The organism is Ruegeria sp. BG9, assembly GCF_056538305.1.
The window spans coordinates 41,919-60,342 of the sequence record NZ_JBQFSY010000008.1; the positions used below are offsets into that span (position 1 = coordinate 41,919).

Below are 18,424 nucleotides of genomic sequence, written 5' to 3' on the forward strand. Positions count from 1 at the left end.
GGCTTCGGTGTTGCCCCTTGGGGCGGTTTGTTACGCGGTGATCTCCAATCCTGCCTTGCCGCAGACGTCAACGATGTGGTCGTAGCCTTTCTTTGAGTACTCATAGGGCGGCGCTTTGGCCGGGTCCTGTTCTGCCTCAACGACGATCCAACCGTCATAATCCATCGCTTTCAGCGCATTTGCGACCGCCTGAAAATCAATGCAGCCGTCACTTGGCACCGTGAACGCGCCTGCGATCACGGCATCCAGGAAACTGCGGTTGTTTTCCCGCACGTCCTGCACGATGGCGGGGCGGATATCCTTGAAATGCACGTGATGCACGCGGTCGCCCCAACGGTTCAGGGTCGCCATCACGTCGCCACTGCCAAACAGCAGGTGACCGGTGTCAAAGCACAGCTTCACCTCGGGGCCTGAGCCCTCCATCAGCCAGTTCACGTCATCTTCGCTTTCGATGATCGTGCCCATGTGGTGGTGATAGGCCATTGGCATGCCCTGATCACCCATCCATTTTGCCAACTCGGTCAGCTTGGCCGCGTAGGACAGCACCTCATCCTTTGACAGTTTCGGACGGTCATTGACCGGCGTCCCGATCTGGCCTTGAACGGTGTTGGAGCATTCGGCGTAAACGATACACGGGCTGTTCAGGGCCACGAACTGTTCAACCTGTTCCCGTACCGCGTCTTGTTCTGACGCGAAGTCATTGACCAGCGAGGCACCGGAACACCAGCCGCCACAAAGCGCGATATCGTTGCCCTCAAGGTAGGCGCGCAGCCCTTCGGTATCGCTGGGCATCCGCTGGCCCCGTTCGACGCCGGTGTAACCAATCTGACGCGACTCCTGCAGCGCTTGTTCCATTGTGTATGCGGCGGTCAGGTCCGGCAGATCGTCGTTCTGCCACGCGATCGGAGAGATCCCGATTTTCACGCTCATTTCGTGTTTCTTTCCTTGATGGCAACCTCATAGGCCGCGCGTTTTTCGTTCACTTCGGGGCGGGTGCTGACCTCGGGCACCGCAACCTCCCACCATGTGCCGCCATATTCGGTCGAGGGGTAAGGATCGGTGTCGATGACAATCACGTAAGGCCCTGTGATGTCGCCGCGTTTGGCCAGCGCGTCCTCAAGCTCGGCAATCGAGCTGACCTTGACCGAGGTCGCCCCCATCGCCGCCGCATGTGCCGCGAAATCGATGTTCGAGGCGGTTTCGTGGACGGTGTGATCCAGCAGGTTGTTAAACTCGGCCCCGCCAGTGCCCATTTGCAGGCGGTTGATACAGCCAAAGCCCCGGTTGTCGGTGATTACGACGGTGAAGGAGACGCCCATCATCGCAGCCGTCGCCATTTCCGAGTTCGCCATCATATAGGTGCCGTCGCCCGTAAAGCAGATCACGTCGCGATCCGGTTGGGCCATCTTGATGCCCATGGCGCCTGCGATCTCATAGCCCATGCAGCTGAACCCGTATTCCATGTGATACGCCCCGGGTCGCGGCGCTTTCCACAGCTTGTGCAGCTCACCCGGCATTGTGCCAGCGGCGCACATCACCACCGTGTCGCCATTCGAGGCGCGCTGAACTGCACCCACCACCTGCATATCAGTGGGCAGAGCGTTCCCGTCACCCGGCGCGTCGGTCAGCGCGTCAACCTTGCCAAACCAATCCGCTTTGAGTCTGTCGGCCACAGGATCAGCATTGTAGCCCTGCAGCGCGGCGCCCAGCTCCTGCAAGCCAACGCGTGCGTCGGATTGCAACGGCATCGCGCCGTGTTTCTCAGCATCATAGGCGGCTGTGTTGAGGCAGATCATCTCGCGCGCGGGGTTTGAAAACAGGCCCCACGAGCCGGTCGTGAAATCCTGCAAGCGCGTACCAACGGCCAGCACCAGATCGGCCTCCGCGCAGATGTCATTGGCCGGCTCACCGCCCGTCACACCAATCGGACCCAGGTTAAGAGGATGATCCCAGGCCAAGGAGGATTTGCCGGCCTGCGTCTCGGTGATCGGGATATTGTGTGTCTCAGCAAAGCTCTGCAAGGCGTCGGTTGCATCCGAGTAATGCACCCCACCGCCTGCGACAATGACTGGTCGTTTGGCCGCTGAAATTGCGGCTACGGCGCGCGCCAGCTCGCCTTCGTCCGGGCGAATACGGCGTTGGAACCACACGCGCGGTTCAAAGAAGCTTTCGGGATAGTCATAGGCCTCGGCCTGCACGTCCTGACAGAAAGCCAAAGTGACCGGCCCGCAATCCGCCGGATCTGTCATCGTGCGGAAAGCACGCGGCAGAGCGGTCAGCAGATGCTCGGGGCGCGAAATACGGTCATAGTAGCGGCTGACTGGGCGGAAACAGTCATTTGCGCTGATGGTGCCATCGCCAAAACTCTCGATCTGTTGCAACACCGGGTCCGGCCCGCGCGAGGCGAAGACGTCGCCCGGCAGCAGAAGAACCGGCAGGCGGTTCACATGGGCCAGCGCAGCAGCGGTGACCATATTGGTCGCGCCCGGCCCGATGGACGAGGTCACCGCCATCGCCCGTGTGCGCCGCATCTGTTTGGCATATGCAATCGCGCAATGCGCCATCGTCTGTTCATTGTGGCCGCGATAGGTGGGCAGCGTGTCTTTGACACCATGCAGCGCCTCACCCAGCCCGGCCACATTGCCATGGCCGAAAATGGCCCAGACACCTGCGATGAAAGGCTCTCCGGCCTCATTCATCTGGGCACCCAGATAGCGCACCAAAGCTTGCGCTGCGGTCAGTCGGACGGTCTTGCCCATTGTGATCCCTTTCAACACAAGGCCATTCCGGCCAGTTCTGCGATTTCGTTGGATGTCGGACCGAATGGTCCCGTTTTGGGGGAACGGCGTTAAACCGTTCCGCCCAGTGACCCTTCCAATTGGGCCAATTCCTGTCCTCCCGCCATCAGGTCCTGTAGTTCTTCAGGTGTGATCTCGCCGCGTTTTGCGGTGCCCAGCGTTTTGCCCCGGTTCAGCACGGTAAAGCGGTCGCCGACGGCCAGCGCGTGGCGCACGTTGTGGCTGATGAAAACCACTCCGACGCCTTGGCTGCGCACCTTGTCGATGGTCGCTAGCACGTTCGAAGTTTGCCGCACCCCAAGGGCCGAGGTCGGCTCGTCCAAAATCAAGATCTTGGCGCCGAAATGAACGGCGCGCGCAATCGCAACCGTCTGGCGTTCCCCTCCAGACAGGGTGCCCACAGCCTGATCAGGGCCACGCAGATTGATGCCCATCTTGCGCATCTCTTCCATAGTGATTTCGTCAGCCAGCTTCTTATCGAAGAAGCTGATTCCGGCCACTTTGCGCGTAGGTTCGTTGCCCATGAAGAAATTGCGGCTGACACTCATCAGCGGGATCATGGCCAAATGCTGATGCACTGTTGCGATCCCCGCTGAAATAGCATCGCGCGGGTCTTCAAAATGCATCGGCTTGTCTTCGAAGAAAATCTCGCCCGAAGTTGGTTTGTGAACGCCCGACATCGTCTTAATGAAGGTCGATTTGCCTGCACCATTGTCGCCGAGAAGACAGTGGCATTCCCCCGGTTTAAGATCAAAGCTGACGCCTGCCAGCGCAATCACCGAGCCGAAGTGTTTCTGGATGTCGACCATACGAATGATCGGCTTGCTATCCTGCACGTCCCCATGGTGGAACTTGGTATCGTCAGTCATCTCAGTGTTCTCCTGTGATGATGCGGCGGATATAGGTGTTCAGGATTACGGCACCCAACAGGATGATCCCCAAGAAGACCCTAAACAATGAGCTTTCAACGCCAGCAAAGAACAGCCCCTGCTGTACCACGCCAAAAATCAAAGCGCCTAAAGCAGCCCCCAGAACCGAGCCATATCCGCCGGTCAGCAGCGCGCCGCCAATTACAACCGCAATAATCGCTTCAAACTCCTTGAGCAAACCGCGGTCTGCACCAGCCGAGCCGAACTCCATAACCTGACAGGTGGCGAAGACCGTGGCGCAGAAGGCGGTGAACATGAACATCAGTATTTTGACTTTGTTCACTGGCACGCCTGAATTCCGCGCTGCCTCGGCGTCGCCACCCGCTGCGAAAATCCAGTTGCCAAACTTGGTTTTAGTAAGCAGCACGTGACCAAAAATAATGATACCAATGGCCCAGACAATCAGCATGGGAATACCGTCAACAACAGGCTGGCCCGCGCGCGTTCCACGCTCGAACGTTTCGATCAAACCGTTTTCGCCAAGCCAAGTGAAGAACCCTTGTCCGACTTTGCCACCGAAGATCGACGCCAGCCAGTCACCCTCCGCGACGTCTTTGATGCCGCCAATGATCGTCTTCCGCTCAATGGTTTGCGGCAGATAAATGGTGAAGCCGCGCAGGATAAACAGAAAGGCCAAAGTCACGATAAAGCTGGGCAGGCCAGTTCGCACCACGATAAAACCGTTCAAGGCCCCAATCGACACACAGAGCGCAAACGTCACAATGATAGCCATCCACACGGGCCAACTGAGTGTGACTGAGAAGATCGCGATCATCATCCCGGCAAAGCCGATCATCGAACCGACCGATAAGTCAAATTCGCCTGCGATCATGAGCAGGCACGCCCCTACGGCAATGATCATGAACTGCGCCGAAACGATTGACCAGTTCAGCACACCCTGACTGGTAAACATGCCACTATCGAAGGCAAACAACAGAAAAAACGTGAATACGGCGACGGTGCCGACAATTCCACCCAGCTCAGGGCGGATCAGAGCACGGCGCAGCGGCGAGATCTCTTTGATCCGTTCATCTTCAACTGCCGTGGATTGAGCTGACTCAGACATTGTGGTCCTCCCCTCGCGGGTGATCCAGAAAAAATGGAAGTAGGTCTGAGCGGGCGCCTTAGCACGCCCGCTCAGCTCGGAAGATCAGCGGTATTCACCTGCGAATTCTTCGATTTTCTCCAGGCCGTCCGCGGTCACGAAACCGGGGCCAGAGTTGATGTTGTTGCCAGGCAGAACGCCGTAACGGTGGTAGTTAGTCAGAACAACAACCGGCAGGTAGGCCTGCAGGAACGGCTGCTGGTCGATTCCCCACTGAATGGTACCGTCCTTGATGGCTTTGACAATCTCGCCACCCAGATCGAACGTACCGAAATAAATGTCACCGGCCATGCCGTTCTCTTGAAGCGCCAAGATGGTTGGATCGGCAGAGGTCGGGCCAAGCGTCAAAACAGCGTCCGTCTCTGGGTTAGCCGACAGGTAGGCCAGAACGCGGTTCTTAATCTCCGCAGGGTCCTGTCCCGCGTCGATCATCTGCTCACCAAGCTCAATACCCAGGCCGTCCGCGAAGCCCTGGCAACGCTCTTGGCTGGATGGCTGGACGATGTAATGGTTCACACAAAGGAAAGAGCCAATGCCGTCACCTTTCGCCCGAAGACCAGCCGCGTAGCCGGCGTCGTATTCGGGCTGCCCGACATACATCAGGGCGCCAACTTCGCGTGCCTTGTCGGGTGTCCCAGTGTTCATAATGATCACGTCGATCCCGGAATCTACAGCAGCTTTGATCGGGCCTTCGAGAATATCCGGGTCAGCCAACGTGGTGATGATACCATTGGGACCGGAGGCCGCAGCCTGATCGATGATGCGCGCCATATCCGCAAGGTCACCAGTAGGCGGGTTGCGATATTCCACCTCGACACCCATCTGCTCACCGGCCAAAGCGATACCGTTCTTGATCGTGTTCCACCAGCTGTCACTGTCAGGGGCATGGCTGACCAGGATGTACTTTTCACCCTCAGCCGCGGCACCGCTTGCGGCCGCCACCGCGACAGCACTGGCCATCAGTACTCGTTTCACAAACTTGTTCATTTGGTTTCCTCCCATAAAACCGTCTGTTTTCGTCCTAGGCTATCAGCCCCATTTAATCGGTTGGGCCGAATCTGTATTGCCCGGGTCTGTATCCGAGCTGTTTTCAGTTTGAAGAAATTCAATCATTTTGCAACCGGTTTCAAAACTTCAGCCAGATGAACTGGCCTACCCGACTGCGCCGACATCGTTGCCGCCTCGGCCATGGCGAGGGCTGCAACCCCATCTTCCAGCGACACTGGAACCTGCGCGCCCGAGGCGGCAGCCTCCACAAAAGCGGCCCACTCGGCCTGATAGGCAGGCATGTAGCGTTCCAGAAAGAAATAGGTGGGTTTGGCCCCGACGACGCCGGCGGAGGTCGATTTGACAACCGTGTTTTCCAGCATGTTCTGCGCCTGCAGAAGACCTTCGGAACCCAGCAGCTCGACCCGCTGATCATAGCCATAGGCCGCCCGGCGTGAATTCTTGATAGCCGCAATACGACCATCCGCGTAAGCCATTGTGACAACGGCGGTATCCACGTCTCCGGCCGCGCCGATTTCTGGGTCGACGATCGACGAGCCGACAGCGGAAATCGTCTTCGGGACCTCTCCCATCAGGAAATTCGCCATGTCGAAATCGTGGATCATCATGTCCCGGAACAGACCACCCGAAACCTTTACATAGCTCACCGGCGGCGGGGAGGGATCGAACGAGGTGATGGACAGCAGTTCAGCCTTGCCGATCTCGCCTGCATCCACAGCCACTTTCAATGCCGAAAAACTGGGATCAAACCGACGGTTGAAGCCGATCATCACGGGTCGACCATGGGCCGCAACCGACTGCTGGCAGGAAATGGCCCGCTGAAGGTCCAGATCGACGGGTTTTTCGCACAAAACCGCTTTACCCGCCGCTGTTGCGGCTTCGATCAGGTCCGAATGCGTGTCGGTCGGCGTCGCGATCAGCACTGCGTCGATTTCAGGGTCAGCTATGATCTGGTCCGAGGTTCGAACCTCGGCGCCGTGCTCATGGGCCAGATCCTCTGCCGCCTGAGCCATAGCATCCGAGACCGCGCATAACACACTGCCCGGATGGGCTGATATCGCCCGCGCATGCACCCGCCCGATCCGACCGGCGCCCAGCAATCCAACCTTCAACATCCAAACCCTCGAATCCTGTTCTGTGGCGCAACAATGGATTTTTTTGCAACCGGTTGCAACAATTTTGTCGCCTCTATTTGGTAGCAAAATTACCAAATGACGCGAGCCGCACCGCGTGCCCAGCCCAAGGCGCTCACCGAAGGGCAGGAAAACCCGAGTCTTCCCGGTCACATCTTCTTGGGTCTTCAAGAGTTTGGGTAGATATCCCGATTAAACTCGATAGGCTCAACGCTTGTAGCCAGTGGCCCAAAACCGCAAAGCGAACAGGATGTTGAATGGTACTGCGTAGTTTCTTTTCGATCGACAGCGAGAACATGTTGGTCACGTCCAGCCCCAGCGCTGGGATTGTAGGCACACCGATCCGCAACAACTCGGACACGCCGAATGGAACCGTTTTTCAATATACTTCGGGTGGGGGAACCACGGTCACCGTGGATGACACCTCGGGCACTCCGGATGTGTTCGAAGATGATCAGGCCTTCAGCCATACCATAACCGATGGCGGCGGGATTGTAGCCAACGGAACGCCCGTTGAATCCGAATCCTTCATCGACATTCGGCAACTTGACGAAAACGGCCTAGAGACCGGCCCTGTCATCCGGCTGTATGTCTTTTCGCAAAACGGCGTGACTTCGGATGTCTGGGGTTTTGCAGCCTCAGAGCGGCTGATAGATGGGGCGTCCTACGTCAAGGTTGCGGGATCAAATACGGGGTCTTCGCTGTATTCGGACTATGTGGCTTGCTTTGCTGAGGACACATTGATCGAAACAGCCGACGGTTCGGTTCCCGTGCAGCAGATCCACGTCGATCAAAAGGTCTGGACACGGGACAACGGCCTGCAGCCAGTTCTGTGGATCGGGAGCACGTCCGTTCCGGCAACCGGGCGCTTTGCCCCTGTGGTCTTTGCCCCCAACACGCTGGGGAACCCGAGACAACTAGTCGTCTCGCAGCAGCACCGGATGATGATCGACACCAGCGTAGCCGAGCTTCTGTTTGGCGCGCCCCACGCATTGGTGGCAGCCAAGTTCCTATGCGGCATGGACGGAGTATCGATTCGCGAAGGCGGGCATGTCAACTATTGGCATGTCATGTTCGATCAGCATCAAATCGTCAGATCTGAGGGCGTCCTGAGCGAGAGTTTTTTCGTAACTTCGAACTCGATCGGAGCGCTGGACCACCCGCAGCGTGCTGAAATACTGTCACTTTTCCCTGAGCTGCGCGGAAATCCCAACGCTTATGGGCCGACAGCTGCACCCATTCTAAAACCACATGAAGCGGCTGTTCTCAGGTCTCATCTCTCCCGTTTGAACACCACAAAAACCCGCGTAGCGGCACATTAACTACGGGAATCCCCCAATTTCGCGCGCCGCGAGCATTTGTTAATTTTTGGTTACTGATTTACCTACCACTCAGTAACGCTCTAAAGAAGGGCTGGCGCGACCCCCTCAGCCAGCCCTTCTGAACCTTCCCCGCCAAAGCGAAGAACGGATCGGACAAGCCGCGTGTTTTTCTTGGGTGAAATGGCGATCCCTGAAGGACTCGAACCCTCAACCTGCTGATTAGAAGTCAGCTGCTCTATCCAGTTGAGCTAAGGGACCGCTGCGCCCTTCTTGCTGGTTTTAAGGGCGGGGTTCAAGGGCCAAGCGCATGAAGGCGCTGTTTGGATCGTCTTCATACCCATAGATCGGGCCGCAATAGGAATAACCCAGCGCCTCATAGAGCTTACGCGCAGCATCATAATCCGGCAGATGCGCCGCACCCGTTTCGAGCACAAGTGCCTCTGTGCCCTCATTGGCAGCGAGATCGGCAAGATGCGCCATCATCACCCGCGCGAGACCGCGCCCGCGTGCGGCTTCAACAACGTGAACGGATTTCACTTCGGCCGTCCCATCAGGCAGTGTCTTCAACGCGCCGCAGCCCAAGGCGCGGCCCTCTTCGAAAAGACCCCAGAAGCGGATGCCGTCACCCGACAAGGCCTCGGGCCCCATGGTGTGGTTGCTTTCCGCCGGACAGGCTTGCTCGCTATGGGCAAAATGCGCCTCGATCACAGGGCGCAAGGCATCCGACGTGGGGTCGGCCAGTCGAATTTCGATCATTTAGTGCGTCCAGGGGCTGCGACGGTCGGTTGCGAAATTCTCGCCATACCCGCGCGGACGCAGGTTGGGCTTGCGCTTGTGCGGCTCGCTGACCTGAACGTCGATACCATTGTCCTTGGCGTAATCCAGTGCCTCTTCCTTGGTATCGAATTTCAGGCGCACCTGGGTCTGGGTGTCATCGGATGAGGTCCAGCCCATCAGCGGATCAACTTCACGCGAGGACGCAGGCGCATATTCCAAAACCCACTTGCGGGTCTTGGCCATGCCCGAGGTCATCGCATTCCGCGAAGGCTGGTAAATCCGTGCGCGCATCTCGCCTCTCCGTACTCACTTGGCTGGCTTTGTTTATGCGTCACAGCATCCATTCGGACAAGTCCGCAATTGTCGCAATTGCGCGCAATGGAAATGCCCCCTTGAACCGGAACAAAAACAGATCAAAATCAGGCGCGAAAGGAATCCCCCCTCTATGGCCTATGCTCATTCCGACAAGACCCAGCTGACCTCAGAAGACGTCCGCGCCCGCCTCAAGCTTGAGGGCGGCAAGGCGTTCGTGATGCACACCGATTTTGCGCCTGCCGGGGACCAGCCCACAGCCATCAAAGAGCTGGCGGGCGGCGTTCTGGACGGCGAGCGCGATCAGGTTCTGCTTGGCGCGACCGGCACGGGCAAGACCTTCACCATGGCTAAGGTGATCGAGGAAACGCAGCGCCCCGCCATCATCCTTGCACCCAACAAGACACTGGCCGCGCAGCTGTACGGCGAGTTCAAAGGCTTCTTCCCCGAAAACTCAGTCGAGTATTTCGTATCTTACTACGACTACTACCAGCCCGAGGCCTACGTGCCGCGTTCGGACACGTACATAGAAAAAGAATCGCAGATCAACGAACAGATCGACCGGATGCGCCACTCGGCCACCCGCGCGCTTTTGGAACGCGATGACGTGATCATCGTCGCCTCGGTCTCGTGTATCTACGGTATCGGTTCGGTCGAGACCTACGGGGCGATGACACAGGATCTGAAAGTTGGCAGTGAGTACGACCAGCGTCAGGTCATGGCCGATCTCGTCGCTCAGCAATATCGCCGCAACGATCAGGCGTTTCAGCGCGGGTCCTTCCGGGTTCGGGGTGACTCGCTGGAGATCTGGCCCGCCCACCTTGAGGATCGCGCCTGGAAGCTGTCTTTCTTCGGCGAGGAACTGGAACAGATCACCGAATTCGACCCCCTGACCGGCGAACGCACGGCAACGATGGAGCAGGTGCGCGTCTACGCAAACTCGCACTACGTGACGCCGAAACCGACGATGCAGCAAGCGATCATCGGGATCAAAAAGGAACTGCGCATCCGGCTGGACCAACTGGTGGGCGAAGGCAAACTGCTGGAAGCCCAACGTCTGGAGCAACGCACCAATTTCGATCTGGAAATGCTGGAGGCCACCGGCGTCTGCAACGGGATCGAGAACTACTCGCGCTATCTGACCGGCCGCGCGCCGGGCGAACCGCCCCCGACCCTATTCGAATTCATCCCCGACAACGCCATTGTCTTTGCTGACGAATCCCACGTCTCCGTCCCGCAGATCGGCGGCATGTACAGGGGCGACTATCGCCGTAAATTCACCCTGGCCGAACACGGGTTCCGCCTGCCATCGTGCATGGACAACCGACCCCTCAAGTTCGAGGAATGGGACGCCATGCGCCCGCAATCCGTCTTCGTCTCGGCCACCCCGGCGAAGTGGGAGATCGAACAGACCGGTGGCGTCTTCACCGAACAGGTCATCCGCCCCACCGGTCTTCTGGACCCTGAGGTCGAAATCCGCCCCGTGTCGATGCAGGTGGACGACCTGCTGGACGAGGTGCGCAAAGTCTCTGCCAATGGCTTCCGCACGCTGGTCACGACTCTGACCAAGCGCATGGCCGAGGACCTGACTGAATACCTGCACGAACAGGGCATCAAAGTCCGCTACATGCACTCGGATATCGACACGCTGGAACGGATCGAAATCCTGCGTGACCTGCGGTTGGGGGCGTTCGACGTGCTGGTCGGCATCAACCTTCTGCGCGAAGGCCTCGATATTCCCGAATGTGGGCTGGTCGCCATTCTTGACGCGGACAAAGAGGGCTTCCTGCGATCCGAGACCTCTCTGGTCCAGACCATCGGCCGCGCTGCGCGGAACGCCGAGGGCCGGGTGATCATGTATGCCGACAAGATCACCGGCTCGATGGAGCGCGCGCTGAACGAGACCAACCGCCGCCGCGCCAAGCAGATCGCCTATAACGAGGAACACGGCATCACGCCCGAGACGGTGAAGAAAAACGTCGAGGACGTTTTGGCCGGTCTCTACGAAGGCGATGTCGACATGAACCGCGTCACCGCCACCATCGACAAACCGATGCACGGCGCCAACCTCGAGGCCCATCTGGACGGGTTACGCGAGAAGATGCGCAAAGCCGCCGAGAACCTGGAATTCGAAGAGGCTGCCAACATCCGCGATGAGATCAAACGTCTGGAAGCGGTCGATCTGGCCGTCGCCGATGACCCTATGGCGCGCCAATGGGCGGTCGAGAAGGCCTCGGAAGACGCGGTGAAATCGCGCGGACGATCAACGGCTGGTAGGCCGGGGCAACGGGGTGGGAATGTGAAGCGGAGGAAGCGGTGAATTCGCTACCAAGCACATTGCTTGGCTTCGTCTTTGCTGGTCGCCCAATCAACACAGTCTTTCAGTTCAGATAACTCGTTTGTAGTATCCTTAGCGTCGCGTAACAGGTCGTTATAGTCATCTACCAATTCGTTATATTTGAACTGAAGACTCTCGTATTCTTCCACGCATTCGGACACATTTGATTTGCACGTGAAGCCTTCGAAATCGCATTGGTAGCTGTCAAAACAAACAGCATTAGTGCTCACGCATTTGCCCGCACTTGAGCATACTTTGTCCCCATAATCGAGACAAGCAGGTTGGGCTCCGTACTGGCATGAGAAAGATTGCGCAATCATTTCAGTGGCAAATACCGTTGCAGAGAAGCAGACAGAAATCGCCAAATACATATTTACTAGTTTCATTTTCCCATTCATTTTATTTGTTCGCGTCGCACGAAATCCTTCTGCGATGAGCCAAAACAACTGCATTGCCCCATTCACTTCAATCGCGCGCGCGCTTCTATTTCTTCGGATTTTTCGATGGTTTGGGAGCCGGTTTTGGATTAGGTCTTGGCGCGGGCTTTGTCCCATCATTACGTTGCGATGAAGCATTTCCGAGACGACCACGTGTCGGTGGAGGCGCAGGTCTCTTTGCCATTTACTACCTTTAGGAGAAGTTTTGACGTCTAATAATCGTCTTGATATCGCAGTAGAAGCCCTTCGGCAAACGGAACTGAGGCTAGAAGACTACAATCAGTTGGCATCTAATGCGGACCAAAGAGCAATGGCGCTTGCTGGAACGATGACGGCAGTTGCCGCTTTGCTTGGTGCTTTGGGGGCAAACACCCCTGCTCCACTGCTGACTTATTTTTGCTGCTCGGTTTTCGTCTTGTCTGGCATTTTGGCTGCGGCATCATGCCTTCCCCGAAGCTTCCATGTGAGAGGGCACTATTGGCGAGATTGGAAAGGCCATCTCGATGAAGACGATGATTTTTTTGAAGTTATTACTTCTCAAGCTGCAGAAAACGATGACAGGTTAGATCAGAACGACAAAGCTTTAGAAAAAGCTGCGAGACTAACGAAATTCTCATTCGTTTTGTCGCTTTGGACGTTTTGCTTTTTTGTTTCCGCTCAATTAGGAGCATTGTTCATTCAATGAACTATGTGCTTGCAGTGCTTTGGTTTTCATTCTTGGTACCCCACACTCCACCCTTGCACCCCGCCCCACCCTCCTCCACGTTTGAAATCACAAATTGTGATTCCAAACGGTTGCCATGACGAACACCCTGCCCAGCACGCATGAGGTCCAAAGCGCCATTCACCGGGTGCGTGGCACCCGTGTGGTGCTGGCCGAGGATCTGGCGCAGTTCTATGGAAAGTCGGTCAGCGCCTTCAATCAGGCCGTCTCGCGCAACAAGGACCTGTTCGAGGGCTACCGCTTTCAGCTGTCCGACGCCGAGGTCGCCGATTTGCAATCACAGAATGTGATCTCAAAACCCAAAGGCCGCGGCGGGCGGCGGGTCAATCCGTGGGTCTATACGGATTACGGCGTGGCCATCGCTTCGGCCCTGTTCAAGGACCCGCGCGCGATCAGGATCACCCGGATGATCACCGAGGCCTTTGTCGACGGTGCAAATGCGCTGGCCGAGACCCCGCGCAGCGTACCGGAAATCCTGCTGCCAAAGGACGACCCCGTCCCACTGCTGCCCAATGGCGCGCAACTGCGTGATTTGGCCGAGAACATCCTCGATTCCGGTAAGCAGAGCCTTGTTGACTATATCGCCAGCCCCAGCACCAATCGCAAACAGGCCGTGGCGGCGATCATGAAGACGCTGGCCGAAACCGCCAGCGAAGATGTCCGCACCCAGCAGGAACGCCTGCGCCTGAGCATTGCCCAGCGCCTGGCCACCGGTGACTATGCTGACGATGATGACCGAAAGCGGCTGCTGGACTTGTTGAATGCAATGAAGGGCTAGCCTGTCACACACTTGCCAAAGGGCAATCTGCGGCTAGGTTCATCGCCATGCGCTTTGTCCTGCTCTCACTGCTGCTCGGCAGCCCCGCCTATGCGTGGAACGCCACGATTGGCGAGATCTGCACATTGACACACGAGACCGAAGCAGAGGAGATCCGGCTCACCTACGATCCGGCGCAGCCGCTCTATACCCTCGAAATCATGCGACGCGCCGAAGGCTGGACGCAAACGCCTTGGTTTGCCATGCGATTTGAAGGCCCAAACCCGATTGAGATTGGAACGCCAAGACATAAGCTGTCGGACGATGCGATGTCCCTATTCGTCTCAGACACCGGCTTTGGCAACGTCTTGGATGGCTTGGAGTTCAACCAAACAGCCTACGCCTTCACGCAAGACCACCTGAGTGAATTCTCACTGGAAGGCGCCGCGCCAGAGGTGCGCAAGTTTCGCACCTGTGCAGCGGCACGGCTTTCGTAGCATTGCCTGAAGTGGCGCGGATCGGCCTGTGGTCAAACGTGCGTTCAGCCTTTGTCCCAATGGGCAACCACGTCAAAGCCCGCCGGGGTTGGCGGCGCTTCCATGAATTCAGCGAAATGCCCCCAAAGCTCGGCCACTTTTGGGGCGTTTGCGTTCGAGATATCCTCACTTTCGACCACCGAGATCACGTATCCGGTCCCATCCTCGTTCATGACGTTGGTAAAACAGTGCATGCCGGGCATGCCCATGATTTCAGATTTCAATTCGTTCATCTTCGCCGTGGCCGCCTCGCGCGTGCCAGGCTTCATTTTAAATTGAGTTACGCGTGCAAACATCTTTGTCCTCCCAACCTGGGCGAAATTGCCCGATGGAGGCACCAAACTGGTACCAACGCGGCGCATCATAGCATGTTCTGGCAGATTCCCGCAGCGCCACAGGCCAAACGGTCGCGGAGGAGACAGCCCTCAACCCACGGGTTTTAGGGCTTGATGAACTTGGCGTTGCCCAAGGACCTTTGGTTGACGGTTGTTTCGCGGGGCGTGGTCGTGCTTGGTGATGGGACCGTTTGACGCTGCGCCACATCCGGTCCACAGGCCACTCCATCCCCGTCGGGATCGTTGCGCGGATGATAGCCCGCATAGCCTTCGTAAAACGTTCCAAAACCCATGGACCGAGAGGCATCGCAGCCGGCCAGCGCGATCAGATGGACCATAGCTTCATCCCGACCATAGTCCGAAAGGCGCACGAACATGTTGAAAGAGATCAACGCGACGGTCAGCGGCAGGCACAGAACCATAAGCAGAATACGCACCGGAGAGAGTGCGCGTCGCCGGGCGGCTTCGGCCCGGCGCTGACGTTTGGTCGGCAAGGGTTCGTCCAGATTGGATTTGCGAAACATCATGCCATCGCGATACAGGGACTTTGTGGCGAAGCCGAGGCAGAACACGGCTTACCCACAAAGATCACCGCGGATAGAATTACCCTCACGCTCACCAATGCGAGGCACAATGCCAACGAAAGACCCCTACCAACCGCTGGACGACACCGCCCGGGGCCTGATCCGCGAATTGATGGATGAGGCGACCCATGCTGCGCTCGCCGTTTTGAGGCCAGGCACCGTTGTACCATCTGTATCGCGGATTGCAATGGCAACAGATGCCGAGGGGCAGCCGATCTCGCTGATTTCAAGCCTGTCGGACCATAGCCAGTCGCTACAGAACAACCCTGCCTGTGCCTTGCTGATCGGGGATCCCGGCGCTAAGGGAGACCCCCTCACGCATCCTCGGCTGACCTTGCACGCGACGGCCCGTTTGATTGCACGGGGAACGGCGGATCATGACAACCTCCGCCAGAGGTATCTGTCACTGCGCCCGAAGGCTAAACTCTATGCAGATTTCACTGATTTCAGCTTTGTCCGCTTTGAGATTGAAGATGGGTTGCTGAACGGCGGGTTTGGCAATGCTTACCGCGTCGAAGCTACAGACATCTGACCCCAATGCACGGGACCTGCGTCAATTAAATGTCTCAGCCACGTCATACATGACCGGCTCAAAACTCTTGCACAGCTCATTGATCTTGCGGTTGCGGTCGCGCATTTCCGGGGTACGCAGCATGGCCAGAAAATCCTCGCGCCGTTCCCATTGCGAATAATTGGCAATACGGGTCTGGGCGTCGTTGACATGCAGGCCGGCCGATACAAATCCGGGCTGTTTTGAGATGAATTCGGAATAGGCATCCGTCAGAGCCTCAAGCAGGTCCTGACAGGTGCCGGGTGTCATCTCAAATGTCGTGATAACGGTCTGAACGCTGGCGGTTTTGGCTATTGTCGGCATCTGAGTCCTCCTTTGGCTTACCCTCAGCCTAGCACAGGATTCCCAAACGTCTTGTCTTTCCTGTCACCCAAAGCGAAGCCGCCCCGATACAGGGGCGACTGGCTGCTATCGTTACTCTTCCAGACGCATCTGTACCGATACATCGCCGCTCAGGCTTTCGGCCCAGCGCAATTGGACGGCATCGCCATTGCTGCCCTGTTCGACATCGGCATAGGGAAAGGAATAGCGCACCGACCCCAGCGCCGTTCTGAGCGGCCCCAGAACCGCCACCGCATCGCAACTGCGCGCCTTGGAGCCAAACGGCAACCGACCGTACGAGTCGATGGTCCAGACCAGCGAGGCCGAGCTCTGGCTATGTCGTACCCGCAGCGGGTTTTCCACCTTGGCTTCAATACCGTGATAGGTGTTGTTGCTGAACGTGACGTTGATGTGCTGATCCGCATCCAGATCCGCAAAAGACGTATCCACCCGGTCGGCGCGCTCTAGGTCCGTTCCGTTAGAGCGGAACTTGTTACCGGTCACCGCCAGCCCGTCCAGAAAATGCCCCGGACCGTGCGGGCGGATCACGATATAGCTGAACCAGGGCGGGGCCTCGCTGGAATAGAAGATATTGTCAGTGATGCTCATGGCGCTGAAGGAATAGCCCGAGACATAGGCAGGCGTCGTGTCACGCTCGTTCGTCCATTGCACAAAGCAATTGTCTATGTAGTTCTCGGCGATGGTCGAGCTGTTATAGGTCCCGATCATGATCAGCCCTGCGGTCCGCACCCCTTGCGGAATACTGTCGCCCTGGAAGAAGTGGTTACCAAGGATCATATTGTTGTCCCCGCCGATAACCGCAAAATGCTTGAAGCGCACTGCCCGGTTGTGGCGGATCTTAACATCATTCGAGGTGGTGTTCAGCGCGATCGACTTGCGATCCGGCACAATGAACGACTCTTCCGAGGACAGGAACTGGCAATTGTCGATCAACATCCCTTTGCAGCCCGTGCCAATCGAGGTGATGCCGCGATCCAGCGGACGGCTGATGAAACAATCCGACAATGAGAATGTGCTGCCCGCAGGTGCCAGACGAATGGCGCTGCAGCGGCCGTTGCACTGGAACTCGATCTGTTCCATCCCGAATTTGCGCAGCACTCCGAAATTGCCGAAATCCAGCAGGTATTTGAAGGACACGAAGGTGAAGGTCTGGGTTCCTGCCGCGTCATACATCGGTGCGTTCAACGTCAGCTCTCCGGCGCTTTCATCTTTGCCGCGCACGTAAATCTCGCGCCCGACGCCGCTGCCCTGAACCAGCGAACCGATGGGGATGTTCGCGACGTTGGCCACATTGGTCAGACGGGTCGAATCCGCTGGATCATAGGTCGCGACCGAGGTGAAGGTCTCGGTATCCCAGGCTGAGCTGCTTTTGACATCGAACTGACCGTTACGGATGACGCGGCGGGTCGAAAACCCCGGCTTGTTGGGAACAGCGGCAAACATGTCGATTGGGGCCGTCACTTCGATCTTGCGCCCACCCAGATCCAGCGATTCATGGTCCGAGTTGTTCAACAATGCCTGAAACGCTTTTTTGAAGGCCAGCTCTTCATTCCCGAACGCGGCAATGTAAGTTGGCAGGTCATAGTTTTTCAGCAGCAAAAGCATCTTGTCGTCAGGCATCGTGACCGTGCCCTCAAACTCGACCTCCGAGGACAGGGTGGTGTTCTCTGCTAGACGATAGGTGCCTTGGGGCACAAAAATGCGTGGGCCTCCGGCGGCCTGATCCGCCGCCTCGAACGCGGCCGAGTCGTCGGCAATGCCGTCGCCCACCGCGCCGTAGTCGCGCACATCCACACGGCTGATGATCTCACGCAGGAACACGCCAGTGACATCCGTGATCTCCAGATCATCGACGCGGATGACGGCCCCGTTGGCGCCCTCAATATCAATGCCGAAATGACCGTAGAGCGCACTGACACCCCAAGCCATGTCCACGCCCGGCCGTCGCCCCGTGCCTACAATGGCGGTGATCTCGGTCACTGCGCCATAACTTGCCAGCTGAGTGGCTGGGCCTTGCTCGATTACCCCCGTCAGGTGGGTGTCGCCTGCTGCACCGGCCCAGGCCGCGATGCGCACCTCGGGCAGAGGACCACTGATCGCCTTGACCCGCGCCTTGATCTGCAAATAGCACCCCGGCAGGATCTGGGTCTGGCCCATGTAGCGCAACTGCTGCGGGCTGTTGATCTTCAGGATCTCAAGGCAGCCGCCAAAATCCGCATCCGACGGCACAAATGCCCCGGTGCCCGAGCCATCATAGGTCGGTGAGCCCGGCGTACCATCGCCCGCAGACCACACGCCCAGACCGTTTTCGAAAGCAGGCGGCATGAACACAATGCCGTCGGTGATTGCCTTGTTCATAGAAATCCCTTTCCTCGTCGCGCGGCCCAATGGCTGCACGTTCAAACGCCGTGTTCAG

Annotated in this window: 19 protein-coding genes and 1 tRNA gene; 6 read left to right on the forward strand and 14 right to left on the reverse strand. The window is 57.7% G+C overall.

The window, feature by feature from the left end; all coding sequences use genetic code 11:
* Positions 1-30: 30 nt before the first annotated feature.
* The 6 genes from iolE to iolG form a co-directional block, all read right to left on the reverse strand.
* On the reverse strand, positions 31-930 hold the full coding sequence (iolE, locus tag ACR0I8_RS14460) for a myo-inosose-2 dehydratase (protein WP_170691384.1): 900 nt from the start codon (positions 928-930) through the stop codon (positions 31-33).
* Complete coding sequence (iolD, locus tag ACR0I8_RS14465) at positions 927-2,759, reverse strand: 3D-(3,5/4)-trihydroxycyclohexane-1,2-dione acylhydrolase (decyclizing) (RefSeq protein ID WP_170691386.1); 1,833 nt, start codon at positions 2,757-2,759, stop codon at positions 927-929. Before iolD ends, iolE begins: the two co-directional genes overlap by 4 nt.
* Before the next feature lie 89 nt (positions 2,760-2,848).
* Entirely contained in the window at positions 2,849-3,667 is an 819-nt protein-coding gene (locus ACR0I8_RS14470; protein ID WP_170378783.1) for an ATP-binding cassette domain-containing protein, read from the reverse strand.
* Between the two features lies 1 nt (position 3,668).
* Positions 3,669-4,793 (reverse strand): ABC transporter permease, encoded by a 1,125-nt coding sequence (locus tag ACR0I8_RS14475; RefSeq protein ID WP_170378785.1) that lies wholly within the window; start codon positions 4,791-4,793, stop codon positions 3,669-3,671.
* Between the two features lie 84 nt (positions 4,794-4,877).
* Positions 4,878-5,819, reverse strand: a complete 942-nt coding sequence (locus tag ACR0I8_RS14480; RefSeq protein WP_170378787.1) for a sugar ABC transporter substrate-binding protein — start codon at positions 5,817-5,819, stop codon at positions 4,878-4,880.
* Between the two features lie 122 nt (positions 5,820-5,941).
* Entirely contained in the window at positions 5,942-6,955 is a 1,014-nt protein-coding gene (gene iolG / locus ACR0I8_RS14485; RefSeq protein WP_170691388.1) for an inositol 2-dehydrogenase, read from the reverse strand.
* 275 nt (positions 6,956-7,230) lie between these two features.
* Here iolG and ACR0I8_RS14490 point away from each other — a divergent pair, with 275 nt between their 5' ends.
* Positions 7,231-8,295 (forward strand): Hint domain-containing protein, encoded by a 1,065-nt coding sequence (locus tag ACR0I8_RS14490; RefSeq protein ID WP_170691390.1) that lies wholly within the window; start codon positions 7,231-7,233, stop codon positions 8,293-8,295.
* Positions 8,296-8,476: 181 nt separating this feature from the next.
* Here the strand turns inward: ACR0I8_RS14490 and ACR0I8_RS14495 are convergent.
* The 3 genes from ACR0I8_RS14495 to ACR0I8_RS14505 form a co-directional block, all read right to left on the reverse strand.
* Positions 8,477-8,553: transfer RNA gene (locus ACR0I8_RS14495), tRNA-Arg, on the reverse strand.
* Between the two features lie 21 nt (positions 8,554-8,574).
* Positions 8,575-9,051 carry a GNAT family N-acetyltransferase gene (locus tag ACR0I8_RS14500; RefSeq protein ID WP_170691392.1) on the reverse strand — a complete coding sequence of 159 codons (477 nt, stop codon included), beginning with the start codon at positions 9,049-9,051 and terminating at the stop codon, positions 8,575-8,577.
* On the reverse strand, positions 9,052-9,363 hold the full coding sequence (locus ACR0I8_RS14505; protein WP_170378795.1) for an ETC complex I subunit: 312 nt from the start codon (positions 9,361-9,363) through the stop codon (positions 9,052-9,054).
* Between the two features lie 154 nt (positions 9,364-9,517).
* Between ACR0I8_RS14505 and uvrB the strand changes: the two genes are divergently transcribed.
* Positions 9,518-11,704, forward strand: coding sequence for an excinuclease ABC subunit UvrB (gene uvrB / locus ACR0I8_RS14510; RefSeq protein WP_170691394.1), 2,187 nt, complete (start codon positions 9,518-9,520; stop codon positions 11,702-11,704).
* A 5-nt stretch (positions 11,705-11,709) separates the two neighbouring features.
* Here the strand turns inward: uvrB and ACR0I8_RS14515 are convergent, their stop codons facing one another.
* Positions 11,710-12,297, reverse strand: a complete 588-nt coding sequence (locus ACR0I8_RS14515) for a hypothetical protein (protein ID WP_480703312.1) — start codon at positions 12,295-12,297, stop codon at positions 11,710-11,712.
* 67 nt (positions 12,298-12,364) lie between these two features.
* On the opposite strand from ACR0I8_RS14515, the gene ACR0I8_RS14520 reads away from it, so the two are divergent.
* The 3 genes from ACR0I8_RS14520 to ACR0I8_RS14530 all read left to right on the forward strand — a co-directional run bounded on the left by ACR0I8_RS14520 (position 12,365) and on the right by ACR0I8_RS14530 (position 14,137).
* On the forward strand, positions 12,365-12,844 hold the full coding sequence (locus ACR0I8_RS14520; protein ID WP_170691396.1) for a Pycsar system effector family protein: 480 nt from the start codon (positions 12,365-12,367) through the stop codon (positions 12,842-12,844).
* 115 nt (positions 12,845-12,959) lie between these two features.
* Positions 12,960-13,661 (forward strand): ORF6N domain-containing protein, encoded by a 702-nt coding sequence (locus ACR0I8_RS14525; protein WP_170691398.1) that lies wholly within the window; start codon positions 12,960-12,962, stop codon positions 13,659-13,661.
* A gap of 47 nt (positions 13,662-13,708) precedes the next feature.
* Positions 13,709-14,137: a hypothetical protein gene (locus ACR0I8_RS14530; RefSeq protein WP_170691400.1), complete on the forward strand. Its 429-nt coding sequence runs from the start codon at positions 13,709-13,711 to the stop codon at positions 14,135-14,137.
* Positions 14,138-14,181: 44 nt separating this feature from the next.
* On the opposite strand, the gene ACR0I8_RS14535 is transcribed toward ACR0I8_RS14530, so the two are convergent.
* Together ACR0I8_RS14535 and ACR0I8_RS14540 are read right to left on the reverse strand one after the other, a co-directional pair.
* The gene (locus ACR0I8_RS14535; protein WP_170462745.1) at positions 14,182-14,472 is read right to left on the reverse strand and encodes a hypothetical protein; all 291 of its coding nucleotides are present in this window, start codon (positions 14,470-14,472) and stop codon (positions 14,182-14,184) included.
* Positions 14,473-14,615: 143 nt separating this feature from the next.
* The gene (locus ACR0I8_RS14540; RefSeq protein WP_480703314.1) at positions 14,616-15,035 is read right to left on the reverse strand and encodes an excalibur calcium-binding domain-containing protein; all 420 of its coding nucleotides are present in this window, start codon (positions 15,033-15,035) and stop codon (positions 14,616-14,618) included.
* A 109-nt stretch (positions 15,036-15,144) separates the two neighbouring features.
* Here ACR0I8_RS14540 and ACR0I8_RS14545 point away from each other — a divergent pair, with 109 nt between their 5' ends.
* The gene (locus ACR0I8_RS14545) at positions 15,145-15,627 is read left to right on the forward strand and encodes a pyridoxamine 5'-phosphate oxidase family protein (RefSeq protein WP_170691402.1); all 483 of its coding nucleotides are present in this window, start codon (positions 15,145-15,147) and stop codon (positions 15,625-15,627) included.
* Between the two features lie 21 nt (positions 15,628-15,648).
* Here ACR0I8_RS14545 and ACR0I8_RS14550 read toward each other — a convergent pair whose 3' ends face one another.
* Positions 15,649-15,969 (reverse strand): antibiotic biosynthesis monooxygenase family protein, encoded by a 321-nt coding sequence (locus ACR0I8_RS14550; RefSeq protein WP_170462743.1) that lies wholly within the window; start codon positions 15,967-15,969, stop codon positions 15,649-15,651.
* Positions 15,970-16,080: 111 nt separating this feature from the next.
* A complete protein-coding gene (locus ACR0I8_RS14555) occupies positions 16,081-18,366 on the reverse strand; it encodes a glycosyl hydrolase family 28-related protein (RefSeq protein WP_170691404.1) in 2,286 nt (761 codons plus the stop codon).
* Positions 18,367-18,424 lie beyond the last annotated feature (58 nt).